Genomic DNA, 19,594 nt, shown 5'->3' with positions numbered 1-19,594 from the left:
TTTTGTCAATCCCTCGGGTCCTGAGTGGTCCCTGCGTCCCGCGCATGGCCGCCATGCGCGACGCGCATGGCGCGGCGCATTCCGCGACCCCGAGGGGTAATCTCGTGTCGTCTCTGTGTCAGACTGGCCCGAGGCCCGCGGCCCGGGCCGGGTGTCATCCCATCACCAACGGCTTCACGGCGCTGGTGTCGTGAGCGGCGATGCGCCGGCCGGCGATGGCGACCTCGCCGTGCAGATCATGGACATGTCGGGGGCGAACGGCTCCGACCCGGTCGAGACCGTCACCGGCTTCGAGGACATCGAGCACGCCAACGCCTTCGCCCGCCGCTACGTGCGCGATTCCGTCGAACGCTGCCGCGCCCCGGGCCTGGATGCCAAGGCCGTGCTCGACGCCTGGTTCGCCTTTGGCGAGGACGCCGAGGTGCTGGGTGCGGGCGATGATGGCTGGGTCAGCCGGTCGGAACTGAAGGACTTTGCCGATCAGCCCGTGCGCGATGCCGAGGACCGCGACTGGCGCGCGCTCGACCCCCGCCGCGACGAGGACGACGACGCCGACGAGGACGAGGCGTGAGCCACAGCGTGCTCTGCGGCGACTTCGCCCACTATCAGGACCCCGACGAGGAATGGTCCATCGACGGCTTCGCCACCGCCGAGGCCGCCGCCGAATACGCCCGCCGCTTCGTGCGCGACCAGGTCGAGGCACTGCGCGCCGAATACGCCACCCCTGACGCCCTGCGCGACGCCTTCCTGTCCTTCGGCGAATACGCCATCGCGCCGGGATTCGACCTGCAGGCCTGGCTGGCGCATTGCATCGCCACCCCGGCCACCAGGCGTGCCGACACCGACTACCAGGCGATCGATCCCAACCGATGAAACTCCGCTTCGCGCCGTCTCCCACCGGGCTGCTGCATGTCGGCAATGCGCGCGTGGCCCTCGCCAATTGGCTGCATGCGCGCCGGCATGGCGGGGCGTTCATCCTGCGGCTGGACGACACCGACCTCGAACGCTCCAAGCCCGAATTCGCCGCGGCGATCGAGGAGGATCTGCGCTGGCTCGGCCTCGACTGGGATGAGCGTGTGGCGCAGTCGGACCGGCTCGACCGCTACGCCGCCGCCGCCGAAACCCTGAAGGCCGCCGGCCGCCTGTATCCCTGCTTCGAGACCGAGGAAGAACTCGCCTACAAGCGCGAACGCCGCCGGCGTGAGGGCAAGCCGCCGCTCTACGACCGCGAGGCGCTCCGCATGACGCCCGACCAGATCGAGCGCGCCATCGCCAACGGCAAGCAGCCCTATTGGCGCTTCAAGCTCGCGCCGCGCACGGTCGCCTGGCACGACCTGGTGCTGGGCGAGCGCAGCGTGAAGCTGAGCGCGATCTCCGACCCCGTGCTGGTGCGCGCGGATGGGTCGCCGCTCTATACCTTCACCAGCGTGGTCGATGACCTCGACATGGCCATCACGCATGTCATCCGCGGCGAGGACCATGTCACCAATACCGGCATCCAGCTCGACCTGTATGCCGCGCTCGGCGGCAACACGATGCACCTGAACTTCGCGCACCTGCCGCTGCTGACCGACCAGGATGGCGGCGCGCTGTCCAAGCGCCTGGGGTCGATCTCGCTGCGCCACCTTCGCAAGGACGGGATCGAGCCGGCCGCGCTGGCCGGATACCTGGCCGCGCTCGGCACATCGACCGACCCGGTGCCGGGCCTGCCGGCGGCCCTCGCGCCGCAATGGGACATCACCCGCGTCTCCCACGCCACCGCGCGCTTCGACACGCGCCAGATGCTGGCGCTGAACCGCCGCGTGCTGCACGAGGCGCCGTTCGACGGCATGCGCGACCGCCTGCCCGAGGGCGCGGACGAGGCCTGGTGGCTGGCCATCCGCGGCAACCTCGATCTGCTGCGCGAGGCGCGGCCCTGGTTCGACATCGTGCGCGGCAGCATCGTGCCGCCGGTGCAGGACGGGGAGGGGGATTTCCTCGCCGCCGCGCTCGCTGCCCTGCCGCCCGAACCCTGGGATGGCACCACCTGGGGCGGCTGGACCGGCGCGCTCAAGGCCAGCACCGGGCGCAAGGGCAAGGGGCTGTTCCTGCCGCTGCGCCTGGCCCTGACCGGCGAGGAACACGGCCCGGACCTGGCCACCCTGCTGCCGCTGATCGGGCGCGACCGCGCGGCGCTGCGCCTGCGTTTGTCATCGGGCGCTTGAACCGCGCGCCCGTTCGGCGCACAAAGCAATCCATGTCCGCGTCCAGGCTCCTCGCGTCCGCGCTCTGTCGCTGAACCGCCCTTGCGGGGAAGGTCCTTCCCCGCGCGCCTGCGCCACGCCCCCGACCTATCGCCGCTGACGGACCGCCATGACAGACATCTTCCTCCACGACAGCGCCGCGCGCGAAAAGCGCCGCTTCGTGCCGATCGACCCGACCCATGTGCGGATGTATGTCTGCGGCCCGACGGTCTACGACCTCGCCCACCTTGGAAACGCGCGCCCGGTCGTGGTGTTCGACGTGCTGGCGCGGCTGCTGCGGCGGATCTTCCCGCGCGTCAGCTACGTGCGGAACATCACCGACGTGGACGACAAGATCAACGCGCGCGCCCGGGAATCGGGCGAGCCGATCGCCGCCATCACCGCCCGCACCACCGCCGATTTCCACGCCGACATGGAAGCCATCGGCGCCCTGCCACCGGACGTCGAACCGCGCGCCACCGGCCATATCGCCGAGATGATCGCGCTGATCGAACGCCTCATCGCCAACGGCCACGCCTATGCGGCGGACGGCCATGTGCTGTTCGCCGTCGCCTCCTTCCCCGACTACGGCAAGCTGTCCGGCCGCAGCCCGGATGAACTGCTCGCCGGCGCGCGCGTCGATGTCGCGACCTACAAGCGAGATGCCGGCGACTTCGTGCTGTGGAAGCCCTCCGATGCCGAGACCCCCGGCTGGGACAGCCCCTGGGGCCGCGGACGGCCTGGCTGGCACATCGAGTGCTCCGCCATGGCCTGGAAGCATCTGGGCGAAGACTTCGACATCCATGGCGGCGGCCACGACCTGCTTTTCCCGCACCATGAGAACGAGGTCGCGCAATCGGTCTGCGCCTTCCCCGGCCATGGCTTCGCGAACTACTGGCTGCACAACGGCATGCTGCTGGTGGATGGCGAGAAGATGTCGAAGTCGCTCGGCAATTTCCGCACCCTGCGGGACATCCTGGCCGAGGGCCCCTGGGCCGGCGAGGCGTTCCGGCTGCTGCTGCTGCGCACGCATTATCGCCAGTCGCTCGACTTCACGCTGGAAGGCCTGCGGGAGGCGAAGGCGGAACTGGACGACCACTACGCCATGCTGTCGCGCGCGCCGGCCGCACCGGGCGGCAGCGCGGCGGCGTCGCTGGCCGAATGGGCCATCGCGCCGCTGCTGGATGACCTCAACACGCCGCTCGCGCTGATGCGCCTGCGTGACCTTCGCACGCTGGAGAACGCGGTCACGGTCGGCGGTTCCCCGGCGGTCGCGATGGAGCGCGCCGGGCTCGCTGCGCCGCCCGCGCCGGGCGTGGCCGCCGCAGCCTTCCGCGAGGCCGCCGGCATCCTCGGCGTCGCCATCGGCGATCCCGCCGCCTGGCTGCAGGGCGGCAATGACGGCGCCGAGGTCGAAGCCGCCATCGCCGCGCGCCTCGCCGCCCGCAAGGCGCGCGACTTCGCGGCTGCGGACCGCATCCGCGACGACCTCAAGGCGCGCGGCATCATCCTGGAGGACGGCGCCGGGGGCACCACCTGGCGTCGCGCTTGACCTTCCGACGATGGGAAACCCCAGCCTCCCCGGCGGTCACAACCCGCCGGGAGACACGCCCATGAACCGCATCGCCATCGCCCTCGCCGCCGCCCTGTTCGCGCTGCCTGCCGCCGCCCAGCAGGGCCACCAGGGCCACGGCGCGCCCGCCGCGCAGGACTCCGCCGCGACGCGCGAATTTCGCGCCGCCAACGACCGCATGCATCGCGACATGGCCATCCGCTACAGCGGCAACGCGGACCGCGACTTCGCCGCCGGCATGATCCCGCACCACCAGGGTGCGATCGACATGGCGAATGTCGTGCTGCGCCATGGTTCCGATCCCGAGATGCGCGCCCTGGCGCAGGCCATCATCCGCGCCCAGGAAGCCGAGATCACCCAACTGCGCGCCTTCCTCGCGCGCACCGCGCCACGATGACCGGCGGGCGCAAGGATGGCCGCGCGGCGCTGACACCGCCCGCGGGCGAGACGCCGATCGTCGTCCTGGTGCGCCCGCAGATGGCGCGCAACATCGGCAGCACTGCGCGCGCCATGGCCAATGGCGGACTTTTCCACCTGCGCATCGTGGCCCCGCGTGACGGCTGGCCGCAGCCCGATGCCTACCCGTCGGCCTCCGGCGCCGATGCCATCCTGGACGCCGCCACGGTGTTCGACAGCGTGCCGGCCGCGGTTGCCGACTGCCACCGCGTGCTGGCCACCTGCCCGCGGCCGCGCCATGTGGTGGTGCCGGTGCGCACTGCCCGCGCCGCGGCCGAGGACCTGCGCGACATCACCGCCCGCGGCCTGCGCTCCGCCATCCTGTTCGGCCCCGAACGCGCCGGCCTCGAGAACGAGGACATGGCCTGCGCCGACACGCTCGTGCGCTACCCGCTCAACCCCGAGCACATGTCGCTGAACCTGGCCCAGGCCGTGATGATCCTGGCCTATGAATGGTGGACCGCGGCCGAGTCCACGCCGCCGCGCGTGCTGATGACGAACGAAACCCACATCGCCACCAAGGGCGAGCTGGAGATCTTCCTCAATCGCCTGGTCGCGGAACTCGACGCCACCGGCTTCCTCGACAACATCGAGAAACGCCCCGGCATGGTCCGCAACCTGCGCCACTGGTTCCAGCGCGGTGAAGTCACCGAACAGGAACTGCGCACGCTGCACGGGGTGGTGACGGAGCTGTCGCGCGGGCGCATGCGCCGCGGCCGGCCCGACACGCACGACGCGCCGCCGCCCTGGAGCGACCCGGCATGACCACAACCCATCCGGATGGCACGCCGCTGACGCCGCTGCCCGACCTGCGCTTCGTCGCCGTCGATGCCCCCGGCGGCGGCCTGGCCGGCCCGCGCCTGTCCTATATGGAGGCGGGCCAGGGACCCGTCGTGCTCTGCCTGCACGGCATCGGCGCCAACAGCATGGGGTGGCGCTATGTGCTGGCGGGCCTCGCCCCCGGCGCGCGCGTGATCGCCTGGAACGCGCCGGGCTACCTGATGTCCGACCCCTTCGCCGCCGATGCCCCGCGCGCCGAGGACTACGCCGCCGCCGCCGTCGCGCTGCTCGATGCGCTCGGCATCGAGGCGCCGGTGCATGTGGTCGGCTCCTCCTTCGGTTCGCTGGTCGGCGCGGCGCTGGCGGCGGAGCATCCGGGACGCGTCGCCAGGCTGGTGTTGCTCGGCACCTCGCGCGGGCAGCGCTGGAAGGGGGATGCGGAGCGCGCGCGCATGCTCGCGATGCGCGCCAGCTCGATCGCACAGGGCGGCGTGGCGCTCGGGCGCGGCCGCTGGCAGGCGCTGGTCGCGCCAGGCACCGGCCAACTGGTGGCCGGGCTGGTGCAGGGCATGGTGGCCGCCACCGATGCGCGGGGCCTGATGCCCGCGGCGCGCGCGACCGACATCGCGGATGTGGTCGCCGATTTCGCCCCGCGCATCGCCGCGCCCACGCTGGTGGTCACCGGCACCGAGGACCGCGTGAACCCGCCCGAGGTCGGTGCGGCCGTCGCCGCGGCGATCGCCGGCAGCCGTCTGGAACATCCGGCCGGGATCGGCCACCTTCCGGAACTTGAGGCGCCGGCCCTCACGCTGCGGCTGCTGCGCCAGTTCCTGGGGCTGATCTGATGAAGCTTTCGCGCCGTGCGCTCGCCGCCGCCCTTCTGTTGCCCACGCTGGCGCGCGCGCAGCCCGCCTTCCCGGCGCGCCCGGTGCGTATCGTGGTGCCGTTCCCGCCTGGCGGCGGGCTCGATGCGCTGGGCCGCGCGCTGGCCGAGCAGCTATCGCGCGCCTGGGGACAGCCCGTGGTGGTCGAGAACCGCCCCGGCGGCGCCACCGTTCCCGGCACCGATGCCGTCGCGAAGGCCGCGCCCGACGGCCACACGCTGCTGCTGACCGCCGATAATTCCATCACCGGCAATCCGAACCTGATCCGCGCCCTGCCGCATGACCCGGTGCGCGACCTGGCCCCCGTCACCTGGCTGGTCGATGTGCACCAGATGGTGCTGGTGCATCCGTCGGTGCCCGCGCGTGACATGGCCGGGCTGGTGGCTGCCGCGCGGGCAACGCCCGGCAGCCTGAACTTCGGCTCCTACGGTACCGCCAGCCAGCCGCATCTGCTGTTCGGCGCGCTGGCGGCGCGGGAGGGCATCACGCTGACCCATGTGCCCTATCGCGGCCTCACGCCCGCGCTGGTCGCCACACTTGCGAACGAGGTACAGATGACGCTGGCCGGTGTCGCTTCCGCGCGCCAGCACATCGAGGCCGGGACGATCCGCGCCCTGGCCGTCGGCCGGCCCACGCGCCTGCCGCAACTGCCCGAGGTGCCGACGCTGGCGGAGGCGGGGCTCGATCAGATCGACCCGCGCACCTGGTTTGGGGTGCTGGCGCCGGCTGGCACGCCCGCGCCCACCATCCGGCGGATCCGCGACGACATCGCCGCCGCCATGGCGCAGCCCGCCGTGCGCGACCGGCACCTCGCACCGAACGGCTACACGGTGCATGCCTCCACGCCCGAGGACTTCGCGGCGATGATCGCGCGCGACATGGCGGTGAAGCGCGACCTGATCCGTCGCGCCGGGATCACCCCTGATTGAGCTTGCGCGCCAGCTTGCGTGCCAGAAGCAGCCCGAGTCCACCCGCCGCGGGTGCCGCCGGCAGCACCAGCAGCCAGCCGGCATGGACGTTGTTCACCACCAGCCCCAGCCCGATGCCGAGCATCAGCCCGCCCACCAGCGAGCCCACCACGCCGGCCGTCAGGCCCAGCACCAGGATCTCTTCGCGCGTCACCATGGCGCGGGAGTAGGGCGCGGCCGCGCGGTTTGACAAGCCCGGGCGGCTGCCCCTATCACCCCGCCTCCTTCCGGGAATGTGGACGGACCCCTGGGGTCCGCGCCCGCCAAGGCCCTTCCGGGGCCAAGGACTACCGGGACAACAGCCCATACCGGGCACAACACAGAAGGCCCGTCCGCGCAACGCGGCGGGATGCAGCGCATGACCAAGCGCGCCGAATCCAAGTACAAGATCAATCGCCGCCTGGGCGTGAACCTCTGGGGTCGCGCCAAGTCGCCGCTCGCCAAGCGCGAATACGGCCCCGGCCAGCACGGCCAGCGCCGCAAGAACAAGCCGACCGACTTCGGCATCCAGCTGATGGCGAAGCAGAAGCTCAAGGGCTACTACGGCAACATCGGCGAGAAGCAGTTCCGCAAGTACTACGACGAAGCGGTGCGCCGGAAGGGCGACACCTCGGAGAACCTGATCGAGCTGCTGGAGCGCCGCCTCGACGCAGTGATCTACCGCATGAAGCTGGCGGTCACCCCCTTCGCCGCGCGCCAGTTCGTCAACCACGGCCATGTCCTGGTGAACGGCAAGCGCGTGAACATCCCCTCCTACCTGGTCAAGGACGGCGACCAGATCGAGGTGAAGGAGAAGTCGAAGCAGCTCGCCGCCGTGCTCGACGCCGTGCAGTCCAGTGAGCGCGACGTGCCGGAGTACCTCGAGATCGACAACCGCGCGATGCGCGGCAAGTTCCTGCGCGCGCCGAAGCTGTCGGACGTGCCCTACCCGGTCCAGATGGAACCGAACCTGGTCGTCGAGTTCTACAGCCGCTGATGCGCCAGCGCGCGGCACCTCTCGCCTGCTGGTCCGCCGGACCCACGGAGAGAGGTCGCCGCGCGTGAGCGACCCGGCCGCACCGACCGGAGGGGTCCCCGCGACCCATCCGCTCAAGGCGGCGATCGACTACTTCGCCATGGGGATGCGGCAGGTCCGCGGCTACCTCACCCCGGGCAGCGCGCTGGCCATCCTGACGCTGCTCGAACTGCAGCGCCGGGACGGCATCCGCGGCCCCATCGCCGAGATCGGCACCTTCCACGGCAAGACGCTGGTCGGCTTCGGCCTCGCGACACGCGAGGACGAAACCGTGCTCGGCGTCGACCTCTTCGCCCTCGGCGGCGAGGATTTCGAGGCCTCGGTGCGGGCGAACTGGCACGGCCGTGGCCTGCCGGCCTCGCGCCTGCGGCTGCACCGCGGATCCTCCGCGCTGCTCGACCCGCTGCACTGGGCGCAACTGCTGGGCGCCCCGGCACGGCTGGTCCATGTCGATGGGGAGCACAGCCGCACCGGCGCCGCGCATGACCTGATGCTCGCCGGCTGCTGCCTGGCGCCGGGCGGTGTCATCGTGGTGGATGACGTGCTGCACCCCTGGTACCCCGACATCACCCTGGCGGTCGCCGCCTTCCTCGAACAGCGGCCGGACTTCCAGGTCTTCGCGATCATCGATCGCCACGCCGACTTCATGGCCGGCGGGGCCAAGATGATGCTGGCGCGCCGCGACGATGTGGCGCGCTACGACGAGGCCCTGACCTTCTGCTTCCCCGCCAGCATCGCACGCCGGGCCGCCTTTGCCGGCTCCACCCCGCTGGTGCTGGCCTTCGCGGATGCGGACCCGAAGCGGCTGCTGCCGCTCGGCTGATCGCATCGCCGCGCCGCGCCGCGGCCTGCCTGCCTTCGCGACTCACCGCCACGGCGCCGCTGCGGGGATGCGCCCCCGCCGCACCGGCGATCATCCTTGCCCAGAATGCAGTGCTCCGGCCAAGGCATCCTGGGGTAACGGATTTCAAGAAACGTGACCCTTGAAGTGAATTCATCTCCAATGTTACGATCCGGCGTCGCGTGGCGGTTCGCCCCGGCTCCCGCATGGTCGTCAGGATCCTCCATGAACGTCATCGCCGCGCGCAGTTCGCTCGATGCCATGGTCGCCAGCATCGCCGCCGCCTTGCGCGGCACCCCTGCCGACCCCGCGGCCGCCGTGGCCGACGCGCTCGGCGCCCATGCCGCGGACCCGCTGCTGCTGCTCGGCCGCGACTGTCCCTGCCGCGCCGAAACCTACATCCGCCACCTGCTGCACGAGGATGCCGCGCAGGGCTGGGCGGTCGCCGCCCTGGTCTGGCGGCCGGGCCAGATGTCGCCGATCCACGCCCACAAGGCCTGGTGCGCCGTCGGCGTGCATCGCGGCCGGCTGACCGAGACCTTCTACACGCCCGGCGACGACCCCGAATGCCCCGTCCAGACCGGCGCGGCGCTGCGGCGGCCCGGCGATACCTCGCATGGCCCGGCGCGCCCCGATGCCATCCACCGGCTGGCCAACCTCGGCACCGAGACGGCGGTCTCGATCCACGCCTATGGCCTGCCCTATGGCCGCTTCTGCACCGACCTGAACCGCGTCTTCGCGGCTTGAATCGCACCGGCGGCGCGGCGGCGCGGCGCCACATGCCTGCCCCGCGCCCTTCCCCCGTTTCACGCTGCGCTGCAACAGGGCAGGGTGGCGGTGATGAACCCCCGGCTGTTGCTTGGCCTCGCCCTTGGCATCTTCTCCGCGCTCATCTGGGGCGGGCATGCCGTCGTTGCGCGTCCCGCCCTGGCGGGGCAGGGGTTCCATCCGCTTGACCTGGCGGCCTTCCGCTACGTGCCGGCGGCGGTGCTGCTCGCGCCGCTGGCCTGGCGCGCGCGGGACGTGCTGCGCCGCCTGGGCCTGCGGCGGCTGTGCCTGCTGGCGCTGTTCGGCGGCGCGCCCAACCTCATGCTGTTCCTGGTCGCGCTGGTCTATGCGCCGGCCTCCCATGGCGGCACCATCGCGCCCATGACCATGCCCGTCGCCGGCGCCATCCTGGCCATACCGCTGATCAACGAATGGCCCAGCCGCGGCCGCGCGGTCGCGCTGACGGTCATGGCCGCCGGCGTGCTGATGATCGGCTGGGACGGCGTGCAGGGGAACCATCCCGGCGCCTGGCGCGGCGACATCCTGCTGGTCGCCGCGGGCGCCACCTGGGCGGTCTTCACCCTGCTGCTGCGGCGCTGGCAGGTGCCGGCCATCCCGGCGACCGCGGCCGTGACCATCATCTCGGCGCTGGTGGTCTTCCCGATCTGGCTGCCCTGGCGGGCCGGGGCGCTGGTCGCGCTGCCGATGCAGTCCATCCTGTTCCACCTGGTGATGCAGGGCCTCGTGCTCGGTGCGCTGGCGATGTTCCTGTATGCGCGCGCGGTTGAGCTGCTCGGGCCGACGCGGGCGGCCACGCTCGGCGTCATGGTGCCGGTGATCGCGCTGCTGCTGGCGGCCCTCATGCTGGGCGAGGCGGTGTCCCTGCTGCAGGTGCTGGGCGCCTGCTGCGCGGTCGGCGGGATGCTGGCGGCCGTGCTGTTCACCGGAAGGAAGGGCGCATGAGCGCGCCGATGCCCCCGAGCCTGTGGGCCGCCACCGCACCCCCGCCGCCCGCGACCACGCCGCTGGTCGGCGATGCGCGCACCTGCGCCGCCGTGGTCGGCGGCGGCTTCACCGGCCTGTCCACCGCGCTGCACCTGGCCGAGGCCGGCGTGCCGGTCACGCTGCTGGAGGCGAACGACATCGGCTGGGGCGCCTCGGGCCGCAACAACGGCCAGGTGATCCCGACCCTCTCGCGCGTCGACCCGGATGAGATCGTCGCTTCCGTCGCCCCCGAACAGGGCGGCCGCGACAAGGGCGAGGCATTCGTCGGCCTGATCCGCGACAGCGCCGCCTTCACCTTCGACCTGATCCGCCGCCACGCCATCGCGGCCGAGGCGGTGCAGAATGGCTGGATCCAGCCGGCGCACCGCGAATCCCGCCTGCGCCTGTCGGAAAAGCGCGCCGAGGCCTGGGGCCGCCGCGGCGCGCCGGTCCGGATGTATTCGCGCGCCGAGATGGCCGCGCTGACCGGCACAGACCACTGGTTCGGCGGCTGGGGCAATGCGACGGGGGGGCGGATCAATCCGCTTGGCCTCGCGCGCGGATTGGCCGCCGCGGCGATCCGCGCCGGTGCCATCCTGCACACCGACAGCGCCGTCACGGCGATCGACAAGGCGCCCGGCGGCTGGGTGGTCACGACGCCGCGCGGCACGCTCACGGCCGATCGCGTGGTGATCGCCACCCATGCCTATACCGGCGATTTCTGGCCCGCGCTGAAGCGCACCATCGTGCCGGTGCGGTCCTATCAGATGGCGACATCGGTGCTGTCGGACAACATCCGCAAGTCGATCCTGCCCGAAGGCCATGCGCTGTCCGACACGCAGGGCGACCTGTATTTCTACCGCTTCGACGCCAATGGCCGCCTGGTGACCGGCGGCGGGCTGATCGTGCCCTTCGGCTGGGAGGACCGCATCCGCGCCCGCATCACCGAGCGCGTGCGCCGGGTCTTTCCCCAGATCGGCGAGGTCCGCTTCGACTACATCTGGCATGGCTACGTCGCCGGCACCGCGGACAAGCTGCCGCATGTGTATGAACTGGCGCCGGGCGTGCTGTCCTGGACGGGCTGCAACGGGCGCGGCGTGGCGCTCGCGACCATCCTCGGGCGGGAATTGGCGAAGGCGAGCAACGGCACGCCGCTCAGCGACATCGCGGCGCCGGTCGAGACGCGCCTGCGCACCATTCCCGGCCACGCCTTCCGCGCGCTCGGCATCGCCTGGAACGTCGCGAAGCTGCGGCGGGCCGATGCGCGTGACTGAGGCCGCGCTCGCCACCTCCATCCCGCCGGCGATGCGCCGCCCAGGCCCGGGCGGCGTCGAGGCAGGGCCCGCCTGGCGCGCCGCCTGCGCGGCATCCTGGCCGTCCTCCGGCTGGCGGGTGATGACGGTGAACCCGGCGGCCGAGTGCGACCGGCTCGGCGAGTTGCCGGCCGGGATCGAGGCCGTGACGGCGCAGCCCGGTGTCGCCGAGACCTATGGCCGGCCCGGCGCCTGGATCGCCGATGCCCTGGCCTGCGCGGTCGCGACCGGCGCGCCCGTGGTGGGGCTGGTGAATGCCGACATCCTGCTGTCGCTGGACGGCGGCGCCCGCGCCGCGCTGGTCGAGCGCGCCGCGCAGGGCATGGTCGCCTGCAACCGCACCGACGTGCTGCATGGCCACCAGGGGGAAGGCACGGTCTACCGCTACGGCTACGACCTGGTGATGATGCCGCGCGACATGGCCGTGCGGCTCGACCTGTCCGGCTTCGCCTTCGGCGTGCCGTGGTGGGATTATTGGATCGTGCTGGATGCGATGCTGCAGGGCCTGCCCGTGATGGCGGTGCAGTGCGAAGGCATCCGCCATCTGTCGCATGCGCAGGCCTGGGACCGGCCGGGCTGGCGGCATGCGCTCGGCGTGCTGATGCGGCATCTGGCGCCGCGCCGCGACGCGCTGTCGCGCCTGGCGCCCGGGCCGGTGGCCGAGGCCATGGCCGACCTACTTCTGGCCGTCGCGCCCGAGGGCGAGTCCGGCTATCCGATCGACGACCTGATGGTGATTTCCGGCACGCGTTTCGGCATCGAGGTGGTGCGCATGGCCGAACGCGACGCCTGGCGTCTGGAGATGCGCTGATGGAGGCCGGGGCCTGGCGGCGGCAATACGTCCACGACCTGCTGTTCGCCGTGGACGGCAGCGGCTGGCACGAGCCGGAGATGAAGGAATCGATCGGCTATCGCTGGAGCGGCCCGGGGCGCTTCTCGGTCCTGCGCATGGCCGCGCCGTCCGGCGCCGGGCGGGGCGAGGCGCGGCTGCTGGTGCTCCAGGGTGAGGCCGTGCCCGAGGTCGCGGTGTTCCTCAATGGCCATCGCCTCGCGGTCACGTCGCGCCGGCAGGGGCTGCTCGGCGTACTCGACTTCGCCTGGGACGCGGCGGCCATGGCGGGCGAGACCCGCGCCGAATTCTGGTTCCACGCCGAGCGCCTGGCGCAATTGCCGGTGCCCGGGGGGCGGATGCGCGCGGTGGGCTTCCGGCTGTCCACCCTGACGCTGACGGGCGCAGCCGGCGGTCCGCTGCCGGCCGGGGAGGCGCTGGCGCTGATCATCGGCCGGCGCTTCCTGTTCGAACGCCTGCCGATCGCCACCGGCAAGCCGCGCATCGCCTTCCGGTCCGAGGGCGAGGCGCGGGTGCTCGAATTGCGGCTCGATGCCGCGCGGCTCGGGCCGACCGCGCAGCCGCAGCTGGTGCTGACGTTGCGCGCCGCGGCGGGCGGGATCGACCTCGAACTCGGCGCGCCGGGCGGCGCGGCGGTGGCGGCGCGGATCGACCCGGCCGGCCGGATCGCGCTGCCCACCACGCTGTCGCCGCGCGACGGGCTGCTGGTCGCGCGGCTGCTGGCGACGCTGCCCGAGGCCTTCGGCCGGTGGCTGGATGATGCGATGGCGGGCGCCTCGCCCGACGCCGCGTTGCTCGCCGCATGGCGTTGCGACCTGGCGCGGCTGGCGCGCGGGGCGGAGGCCGCGCTGGCGGCGGCGCTGTCGGATGGCGCGGACGCCTTCGCCTACGACGCCGCGCTGCCCTTCGCCTGGGCCTGACGCCGGGGCGTGAGGGCGCGCGCTGGTGCGTCCGGCGGCGGCGCCGGTCGCGTCAGCAGGCGATCCCCGCGCCGCGCAGGCGGTCGAGCACCTCGGCGGCGCATTCCTCCGGCGTCCGGCCGGCGGTCAGGACATGCAGCTCCGGGTTCTCGGGCGGTTCGTAGGGGCTCGAGATGCCGGTGAAGTTCTGGATCTGCCCGGCCTGCGCCTTGGCATAGAGGCCCTTGGGGTCGCGCGCGATGCAGGCCTCGATCGGCGTGTCCACGAAGACCTCGGTGAACTCGCCCGGGCCGAGCAGGTCGCGCACCATCCGCCGCTCCGCCTGGAAGGGCGAGATGAAGGAACACAGCACGATCATGCCGGCATCGACGAACAGCTTCGCCACCTCGCCGACGCGGCGGATGTTCTCGACACGGTCGGCGGCGGTGAAGCCGAGGTCGCGGCACAGCCCGTGGCGGACATTGTCGCCATCGAGCGAATAGGTCGCGCGCCCGGCCTTGTGCAGCGCCTGCTCGACGATGTTCGCGATGGTGGACTTGCCCGACCCCGACAGGCCGGTGAACCACAGCACCATGGGCCTGTTGCCCACCAGCGCGGCGCGCGCCGCCTTGTCCACGGTGAAGTGCTCGTGGTGGATGTTGGATGCGCGGCGCAGCGGGAAGGCCACCATGCCCGCGCCGGCGGTGCGGTTGGTGAAGCGGTCCACCAGGATGAAGGCGCCGGTCGCGCGGTTGTCGGCATAGGCATCGAGCGGGATCGGCTGGCCGGCGGAGAAGTTGCAGAAGCCGATCTCGTTCAGCGACAGCCGGCGCGCGGCATGTTCCTCCAGCGTGTTCACATCCACGCGGTGCCGGATCGAGGTGATCGAGCACGGCGTCCAGATATTGCCGATGCGCATGAGGTAGCCGCGCCCGGGCAGCATCGCTTCCTCATCCATCCACAGCAGGTGGCCGGCGAACTGGTCCGCCACAGGCGGGCGTTCGGCCGGGCGCACCAGGATGTCCCCGCGCGCGACATCGACCTCGTCCTCGAGCGTGATGGTCACCGCCTGGCCGGCCTCGGCGGCGGGCAGGTCGCCATCGGCGGTGACGATGCGCGCGATGCGCGACGCCTTGCCCGAGGCCGCGACCACCACCTGGTCCCCCGGCGCCACGCGTCCGGACGCGATGGTGCCAGCGAAGCCGCGGAAATCGAGGTTCGGCCGGTTCACCCATTGCACGGGAAAGCGGAACGGCTTCGCGCCGAGATCCTGCGCGACATCGACCTGCTCCAGGTGCTCGATCAACGTCGGGCCATGGTACCAGGGCATGTTGCCCGACCGCGCCGTCACGTTGTCCCCGAAGCGCGCGCTGATCGGCACCGGCACGATCGACCGGAAGCCGAGCTCCGAGGCGAAGGTCACGTAGTCACCGACGATCCGGTCGAAGGTGTCCTGGTCGAACTTCACCAGGTCGATCTTGTTCACCGCCACCACGATGTCGCGGATGCCGAGCAGCGAGCAGATGTAGGAATGCCGCCGTGTCTGGGTCAGCACGCCCTTGCGTGCATCGATCAGGATGACCGCCAGCGACGCACCCGAGGCGCCGGTCGCCATGTTGCGCGTGTACTGCTCGTGACCCGGCGTATCGGCCACGATGAAGGCGCGCCGCGGTGTCTGGAAGAAGCGGTACGCCACATCGATGGTGATGCCCTGCTGGCGCTCGGCCTCCAGTCCGTCGACCAGAAGTGCCAGGTCGATATCCTCGCCGGTCGTGCCGTGCTTGCGGCTGTCACGCGTGATGGCGGCCAGCGTGTCCTCGAAGATCAGCTGGCTGTCGAACAGCAGGCGGCCGATCAGCGTGGACTTGCCGTCATCGACCGAACCGCAGGTGAGGAAGCGGAGAAGCTCGCGGTTCTCCGGCGCGCGGTGCTGAGTCATGTCAGAAATAGCCCTCGCGCTTCTTCTTCTCCATCGAGGCTTCCTCGTCGGAATCGATCAGCCGGCCCTGGCGTTCGGAGGTCTTGGCGGCGCGCATCTCGCGGATGATGTCGGGCAGCGTCGCGGCCTCGCTCTCGACCGCGCCGGAGAGCGGGTAGCAGCCCAGCGTGCGGAACCGGACCATCCGCATCTGCGGCGTCTCGCCCGGTTCCAGCGGCAGGCGGTCGTCATCGACCATGATCCAGGTGCCCGCGCGCTGCACCACCGGCCGTGGCTTGGCGAAGTACAGCGGCACCATCGGCAGGTCTTCGGCCAGGATGTAGTCCCACACGTCGTATTCGGTCCAATTGGACAGCGGAAACACGCGGATGCTCTCGCCGTCGCGGATGCGGGTGTTGAACAGCGACCACAGCTCCGGGCGCTGCGCCCGTGGGTCCCAGGAATGGCCGGGGCCGCGGAAGGAGAAGATGCGTTCCTTGGCGCGCGACTTCTCCTCGTCCCGCCGCGCCCCGCCGAAGGCCGCGTCGAAGCCGTGCAGGTCGAGCGCCTGCTTCAGCGCCTCGGTCTTCATCACCTGCGTGTGCAGCGCCGAGCCCGAGGCGATCGGGTTGATGGCGCGCGCGACGCCGTCCGGATTGGTATGGACCAGCAGCTCCATGCCGACCCGCTTGGCCATCATGTCGCGGAAGGCGATCATTTCGCGGAACTTCCACAGCGTATCGACATGCAGCAGCGGGAAGGGGGGCTTGCCGGGCGCGAAGGCCTTCAGCGCCAAATGCAGCATCACCCCGGAATCCTTGCCGATGCTGTAGAGCATGACAGGCTTGCGGAAGGATGCCGCGACCTCGCGGATGATGCCGATCGATTCTGCCTCGAGCCGTGCCAGATGCGGCGTCAGCGCGGCCTTGCGTGTGGTGATGGACACGGACCCCTCGGGCTCCCGATTCCTGCCGGCCCAGGGCCGTCCGCCGCAGCGTCGCGGCGCGCGGCTCTTCCCATGGCGCCACGCTCCGCGCAAGTTCCCGCACTGCACCATGCCGGAGCCGCGCCGATGATCACCGACACGCCCACGCGCAGCCGCCTGGCCGCCGCCTTCGCGGCCATCGCGCAGGATGCCGGGGCGCGGATCATGGCTTTCTACGGCGCCGCCGGCGTGCAGGCGAAGGCCGACGGCAGCCCGCTGACCCAGGCGGACCTTGCCGCGCATGATGCCATCCTGGCCGGGCTGGCCGCCGCCTGCCCCGACCTGCCCGTGGTGTCCGAGGAAGACGCGGCGCGCGCCGGGACCGCGCCCGACGGGCCCTTCATCCTGGTCGATCCGCTGGACGGCACCCGGGAGTTCATCTCCGGCAACGGCGAGTTCACGGTCAACATCGCGCTGATCGACGCCGGCGCGCCGGTTGCGGGCGTCGTGCTGGCGCCGGCGCTCGGGCGCATGTGGGTGGGCGTGCAGGGCGCGGGAGCGGCCGCCAGCGGTCCGGATGGCGCGCCCCAGCGCCCGATCCTGGTGCGCGCGCCGGCGCCCCCGGGCCTGGTGGCCGTCGCCAGCCGGTCGCATCGCGATGCCGAGACCGAGAGCTTCCTCGCGGGGCTGCCGATCGCCGGCCTGCGCTCGGTCGGCTCGTCGCTGAAATTCTGCCTGGTCGCGGAAGGCGAGGCCGATGTGTACCCCCGCTTCGGCCCGACCATGGAATGGGACACCGCGGCCGGCCAGGCGGTGCTGGAGGCCGCCGGCGGCCGCGTGGTCTGCCCTGACGGCACGCCCTTCCGCTATGGCAAGGCAGGCGCGGCCTGGCGCAATGGCGGCTTCGTCGCCTGGGGGCGGCAGGGCTGATCCGTCAGGCGCGCGGCGTCACCGCGGCCCAGCTGGTGGTGACATGCGCGGCGATCTCGGCCGATGCCTCGCCGCGCATCAGCACCTCGCCCACGATGATGCGGCCGCGCTTGAGCACGCGCGCTTCCGCGATCACCGCGCCGGGCGGCAGGCGGCGCAGGAAGTGGATGTTGAGGCTGGTGGTCAGGCTCTCGTCCCGCCCATCCGTCAGGCCAAGCAGCGCCGCCCACATCGCGACATCCGCCAGGCCCATCAGCGCCGGGCCGGAGACCGTACCGCCCGGCCGCAGCAGCGCGTCCTGCCAGGGCAGGCGGCAGGTGGCGGTGCCGCCGGCGGCGGCGAGCACCTCGATCCCCCAGGCGGCGGCCAGCGGCACGCCGCGATGCACGATGGCCTGGATGGCTGAGGGGCTGGCGGCGTCCATGCAGGGCGATCCGTGTTGTTCGCCACGAATGCTGCCCGACGCGGCGTGATCGCGCCAAGCGGGGCAGCGCCATGGCGCCCCCGGGCGCCGCCGCGCCACGCCCCCCCCGGGCGCCGCCGCGCCACGCCCCCGCCGGGCGCCGCCGCGCCACCCGGTTGCCGGGGCGGCCGCGATGCGCGAACAAGGCGGCACGCAACAGGGGACAGCGACATGACGGTTCTGGCGGGACAGGTCGCGATCGTCACCGGCGGCAGCCGCGGCATCGGGGGCGCCATCGTGCGCGCCTTCGCCTGCGCCGGGGCCGATGTCGCCTTCTGTCACCTCGATGATGATGCGGGCGCCGCCGAGACGATCGCCGCCGTCACCGCGCTGGGCCGGCGATGCCACGCGGCCGCCTTCGACGTCGCCGACAGCGACAGGCTGCGCGCCTTCATCGCCGCGTCCGAGGCCGCGCTGGGGCCGGCCGACATCCTGGTGGCCAATGCGGGCATCAACCTGCGCGGCCCCTTCGAAACCCTGCCCGAGGCCACCTATCGCCGCATCATGGATGTCCATTTCATGCACACCGTGGTGGCCGCGCAGGCGGTCTATCCCGGCATGGCGGCGCGCGGGCGCGGGCGGATCATCACGCTGTCCTCGCAACTCGCGTTCAAGGGCGCGGCGAACCTGACGCCCTATACCGCGGCCAAGGGTGCGATCCTGGCCTTCACGCGGTCCCTGTCGCTGGAGGCCGCGCCGCGCGGCGTGCGCGTGAATTCCATCGCGCCGGGGCCGGTCGATACCGCGCTGACGCAGTCCCGCGGCCCCGAATGGCGCGCCGCGATCGAAGCCGCGCTGCCCGCCGGGCGCCTCGGCCGCCCCGAGGACATCGCCGAGACCGCCCTGCTGCTGGCCGGCCCGGGCGGCGATTTCTACGTCGGCGCCTGCCTGTCCCCCAATGGCGGGGATGTGATGCATTGAGCACCGCCACCATCCGCACCATGCGCCGGGAAGATCTCCGCCTCGCCCTCGACTGGGCGGCGGCGGAGGGCTGGAACCCGGGCCTGGCCGACGCCGACTGCTTCTTCGCCGCCGACCCGGCCGGCTTCCTGGTCGCCGAAGTCAGCGGCGATCCGGTCGGGTGCGTCTCCGCCGTGCGCTACGGGGAGGGCTTCGGGTTCCTCGGCTTCTACATCGTGCGGCCGGAGCATCGCGGGCAGGGCCATGGCCTGGCCTTGTGGCAGGCGGCGATGGCGCGCCTGGCGCCGGGCATCGTCGGTCTCGATGGCGTGGTGGCGCAGCAGGCGAACTACCGGACGTCGGGCTTCGTGCTGCTGCACCGGAACATCCGCTATGGCGCGGCCGCACCGCGCGCGCCACAGGGGGGCGGCGCGCCGCCGATCCGCCCCGCGGCCGAGGTCCCGTTCGAGGCGCTCGCCGCCTTCGACCGCCGCTGCTTCCCGGCACCGCGCGACGGCTTCCTGCGCGCCTGGCTGGCCGCGCCGGGGCATGTCGCGCGCATTGCCACCGCCGCTGCCGGCGCGGTGCAGGGCTACGGCGTCCTGCGCCCGTGCCGCGAGGGGTCGAAGATCGGCCCCCTGTTCGCCGAGGACGGCGCCACCGCGCGCGCGATCTTCGCGGCGCTGCTGGCTTCCGCGCCGCCCGGCCCTGTGTTTCTCGACCTGCCCGAACCCAATGCCGATGCGATCGCCATGGCCACCGATGCCGGCATGGCGCCGGCCTTCGAGACCGCCCGCATGTATGCCGGCCCGGCACCCGCCCTGCCGATCGCGTCCATCTACGGCATCAGCAGTTTCGAGCTCGGCTGACGACTGAAGCGGCTTCGCGATTGACCGTTACGACCG

At 72.1% G+C, this 19,594-nt stretch carries 22 protein-coding genes; 18 read left to right on the top strand and 4 right to left on the bottom strand.

What is annotated here, in order from left to right; translation table 11 throughout:
* The first annotated feature begins 238 nt into the window (after positions 1-238).
* The 8 genes from LQ222_RS05835 (at position 239) to LQ222_RS05800 (ending at position 6,844) form a co-directional block, all read left to right on the top strand.
* Positions 239-571, top strand: a complete 333-nt coding sequence (locus tag LQ222_RS05835) for a hypothetical protein (protein WP_230165233.1) — start codon at positions 239-241, stop codon at positions 569-571.
* Positions 568-873, top strand: a complete 306-nt coding sequence (locus LQ222_RS05830) for a hypothetical protein (protein WP_230165093.1) — start codon at positions 568-570, stop codon at positions 871-873. Before LQ222_RS05835 ends, LQ222_RS05830 begins: the two co-directional genes overlap by 4 nt.
* Positions 870-2,204: a glutamate--tRNA ligase gene (gene gltX, locus LQ222_RS05825; protein WP_230165092.1), complete on the top strand. Its 1,335-nt coding sequence runs from the start codon at positions 870-872 to the stop codon at positions 2,202-2,204. Before LQ222_RS05830 ends, gltX begins: the two co-directional genes overlap by 4 nt.
* Positions 2,205-2,352: 148 nt before the next feature.
* Entirely contained in the window at positions 2,353-3,774 is a 1,422-nt protein-coding gene (cysS, locus tag LQ222_RS05820; RefSeq protein WP_230165091.1) for a cysteine--tRNA ligase, read from the top strand.
* A gap of 61 nt (positions 3,775-3,835) precedes the next feature.
* The gene (locus LQ222_RS05815) at positions 3,836-4,192 is read left to right on the top strand and encodes a DUF305 domain-containing protein (protein ID WP_230165090.1); all 357 of its coding nucleotides are present in this window, start codon (positions 3,836-3,838) and stop codon (positions 4,190-4,192) included.
* On the top strand, positions 4,189-5,016 hold the full coding sequence (locus tag LQ222_RS05810) for an RNA methyltransferase (protein WP_230165089.1): 828 nt from the start codon (positions 4,189-4,191) through the stop codon (positions 5,014-5,016). Before LQ222_RS05815 ends, LQ222_RS05810 begins: the two co-directional genes overlap by 4 nt.
* Positions 5,013-5,876, top strand: a complete 864-nt coding sequence (locus tag LQ222_RS05805) for an alpha/beta fold hydrolase (RefSeq protein ID WP_230165088.1) — start codon at positions 5,013-5,015, stop codon at positions 5,874-5,876. Before LQ222_RS05810 ends, LQ222_RS05805 begins: the two co-directional genes overlap by 4 nt.
* Complete coding sequence (locus tag LQ222_RS05800) at positions 5,876-6,844, top strand: tripartite tricarboxylate transporter substrate binding protein (protein ID WP_230165087.1); 969 nt, start codon at positions 5,876-5,878, stop codon at positions 6,842-6,844. The genes LQ222_RS05805 and LQ222_RS05800 overlap by 1 nt, the downstream gene beginning before the upstream one ends.
* On the opposite strand, the gene LQ222_RS05795 is transcribed toward LQ222_RS05800, so the two are convergent.
* Positions 6,831-7,076, bottom strand: a complete 246-nt coding sequence (locus tag LQ222_RS05795) for a hypothetical protein (RefSeq protein WP_230165086.1) — start codon at positions 7,074-7,076, stop codon at positions 6,831-6,833. The genes LQ222_RS05800 and LQ222_RS05795 overlap by 14 nt on opposite strands.
* A gap of 165 nt (positions 7,077-7,241) precedes the next feature.
* On the opposite strand from LQ222_RS05795, the gene rpsD reads away from it, so the two are divergent.
* From rpsD to LQ222_RS05760, 7 genes are all read left to right on the top strand, one after another.
* A complete protein-coding gene (gene rpsD, locus LQ222_RS05790) occupies positions 7,242-7,859 on the top strand; it encodes a 30S ribosomal protein S4 (RefSeq protein ID WP_230165085.1) in 618 nt (205 codons plus the stop codon).
* A gap of 64 nt (positions 7,860-7,923) precedes the next feature.
* On the top strand, positions 7,924-8,721 hold the full coding sequence (locus LQ222_RS05785; RefSeq protein ID WP_230165084.1) for a class I SAM-dependent methyltransferase: 798 nt from the start codon (positions 7,924-7,926) through the stop codon (positions 8,719-8,721).
* Positions 8,722-8,964: 243 nt separating this feature from the next.
* Positions 8,965-9,486, top strand: a complete 522-nt coding sequence (locus tag LQ222_RS05780) for a cysteine dioxygenase family protein (RefSeq protein ID WP_230165083.1) — start codon at positions 8,965-8,967, stop codon at positions 9,484-9,486.
* A 93-nt stretch (positions 9,487-9,579) separates the two neighbouring features.
* Positions 9,580-10,470: a DMT family transporter gene (locus LQ222_RS05775; RefSeq protein ID WP_230165081.1), complete on the top strand. Its 891-nt coding sequence runs from the start codon at positions 9,580-9,582 to the stop codon at positions 10,468-10,470.
* Positions 10,467-11,765 (top strand): FAD-binding oxidoreductase, encoded by a 1,299-nt coding sequence (locus tag LQ222_RS05770; protein WP_230165080.1) that lies wholly within the window; start codon positions 10,467-10,469, stop codon positions 11,763-11,765. The genes LQ222_RS05775 and LQ222_RS05770 overlap by 4 nt, the downstream gene beginning before the upstream one ends.
* Entirely contained in the window at positions 11,758-12,615 is an 858-nt protein-coding gene (locus LQ222_RS05765; protein ID WP_230165079.1) for a hypothetical protein, read from the top strand. Before LQ222_RS05770 ends, LQ222_RS05765 begins: the two co-directional genes overlap by 8 nt.
* Positions 12,615-13,574, top strand: coding sequence for a hypothetical protein (locus tag LQ222_RS05760; protein ID WP_230165078.1), 960 nt, complete (start codon positions 12,615-12,617; stop codon positions 13,572-13,574). Before LQ222_RS05765 ends, LQ222_RS05760 begins: the two co-directional genes overlap by 1 nt.
* Positions 13,575-13,626: 52 nt before the next feature.
* Here LQ222_RS05760 and cysN read toward each other — a convergent pair whose 3' ends face one another.
* A complete protein-coding gene (cysN, locus tag LQ222_RS05755) occupies positions 13,627-15,492 on the bottom strand; it encodes a sulfate adenylyltransferase subunit CysN (RefSeq protein ID WP_230165077.1) in 1,866 nt (621 codons plus the stop codon).
* 1 nt (position 15,493) lies between these two features.
* On the bottom strand, positions 15,494-16,417 hold the full coding sequence (cysD, locus tag LQ222_RS05750; RefSeq protein WP_230165076.1) for a sulfate adenylyltransferase subunit CysD: 924 nt from the start codon (positions 16,415-16,417) through the stop codon (positions 15,494-15,496).
* A 126-nt stretch (positions 16,418-16,543) separates the two neighbouring features.
* Between cysD and cysQ the strand changes: the two genes are divergently transcribed.
* Entirely contained in the window at positions 16,544-17,326 is a 783-nt protein-coding gene (gene cysQ / locus LQ222_RS05745; protein WP_230165075.1) for a 3'(2'),5'-bisphosphate nucleotidase CysQ, read from the top strand.
* A 4-nt stretch (positions 17,327-17,330) separates the two neighbouring features.
* Here cysQ and LQ222_RS05740 read toward each other — a convergent pair whose 3' ends face one another.
* Positions 17,331-17,750, bottom strand: a complete 420-nt coding sequence (locus LQ222_RS05740) for a PaaI family thioesterase (RefSeq protein ID WP_230165074.1) — start codon at positions 17,748-17,750, stop codon at positions 17,331-17,333.
* Positions 17,751-17,960: 210 nt separating this feature from the next.
* Between LQ222_RS05740 and LQ222_RS05735 the strand changes: the two genes are divergently transcribed.
* Positions 17,961-18,710, top strand: coding sequence for an SDR family NAD(P)-dependent oxidoreductase (locus LQ222_RS05735; protein ID WP_230165073.1), 750 nt, complete (start codon positions 17,961-17,963; stop codon positions 18,708-18,710).
* Positions 18,707-19,558, top strand: coding sequence for a GNAT family N-acetyltransferase (locus LQ222_RS05730; protein ID WP_230165071.1), 852 nt, complete (start codon positions 18,707-18,709; stop codon positions 19,556-19,558). Before LQ222_RS05735 ends, LQ222_RS05730 begins: the two co-directional genes overlap by 4 nt.
* Positions 19,559-19,594: the final 36 nt, after the last annotated feature.

The sequence above is a fragment of the Roseomonas sp. CECT 9278 genome, from assembly GCF_918698155.1.
Lineage (GTDB): Bacteria > Pseudomonadota > Alphaproteobacteria > Acetobacterales > Acetobacteraceae > Neoroseomonas.
This window is presented reverse-complemented; position numbering and strand designations above follow the sequence as displayed.

Excerpts from the sequence above, each read along its gene's own strand:
- cysS (WP_230165091.1), top strand. The coding sequence starts at position 2,353 with ATGACAGACATCTTCCTCCACGACAGCGCCGCGCGCGAAAAGCGCCGC.
- LQ222_RS05770 (WP_230165080.1), top strand. The coding sequence starts at position 10,467 with ATGAGCGCGCCGATGCCCCCGAGCCTGTGGGCCGCCACCGCACCCCCG.
- LQ222_RS05775 (WP_230165081.1), top strand. The coding sequence starts at position 9,580 with ATGAACCCCCGGCTGTTGCTTGGCCTCGCCCTTGGCATCTTCTCCGCG.
- LQ222_RS05760 (WP_230165078.1), top strand. The coding sequence starts at position 12,615 with ATGGAGGCCGGGGCCTGGCGGCGGCAATACGTCCACGACCTGCTGTTC.
- gltX (WP_230165092.1), top strand. The coding sequence starts at position 870 with ATGAAACTCCGCTTCGCGCCGTCTCCCACCGGGCTGCTGCATGTCGGC.
- LQ222_RS05835 (WP_230165233.1), top strand. The coding sequence starts at position 239 with ATGGACATGTCGGGGGCGAACGGCTCCGACCCGGTCGAGACCGTCACC.
- cysN (WP_230165077.1), bottom strand. The coding sequence starts at position 15,492 with ATGACTCAGCACCGCGCGCCGGAGAACCGCGAGCTTCTCCGCTTCCTC.
- LQ222_RS05810 (WP_230165089.1), top strand. The coding sequence starts at position 4,189 with ATGACCGGCGGGCGCAAGGATGGCCGCGCGGCGCTGACACCGCCCGCG.
- LQ222_RS05780 (WP_230165083.1), top strand. The coding sequence starts at position 8,965 with ATGAACGTCATCGCCGCGCGCAGTTCGCTCGATGCCATGGTCGCCAGC.
- LQ222_RS05805 (WP_230165088.1), top strand. The coding sequence starts at position 5,013 with ATGACCACAACCCATCCGGATGGCACGCCGCTGACGCCGCTGCCCGAC.
- LQ222_RS05740 (WP_230165074.1), bottom strand. The coding sequence starts at position 17,750 with ATGGACGCCGCCAGCCCCTCAGCCATCCAGGCCATCGTGCATCGCGGC.
- rpsD (WP_230165085.1), top strand. The coding sequence starts at position 7,242 with ATGACCAAGCGCGCCGAATCCAAGTACAAGATCAATCGCCGCCTGGGC.
- cysQ (WP_230165075.1), top strand. The coding sequence starts at position 16,544 with ATGATCACCGACACGCCCACGCGCAGCCGCCTGGCCGCCGCCTTCGCG.
- LQ222_RS05815 (WP_230165090.1), top strand. The coding sequence starts at position 3,836 with ATGAACCGCATCGCCATCGCCCTCGCCGCCGCCCTGTTCGCGCTGCCT.
- LQ222_RS05735 (WP_230165073.1), top strand. The coding sequence starts at position 17,961 with ATGACGGTTCTGGCGGGACAGGTCGCGATCGTCACCGGCGGCAGCCGC.
- LQ222_RS05800 (WP_230165087.1), top strand. The coding sequence starts at position 5,876 with ATGAAGCTTTCGCGCCGTGCGCTCGCCGCCGCCCTTCTGTTGCCCACG.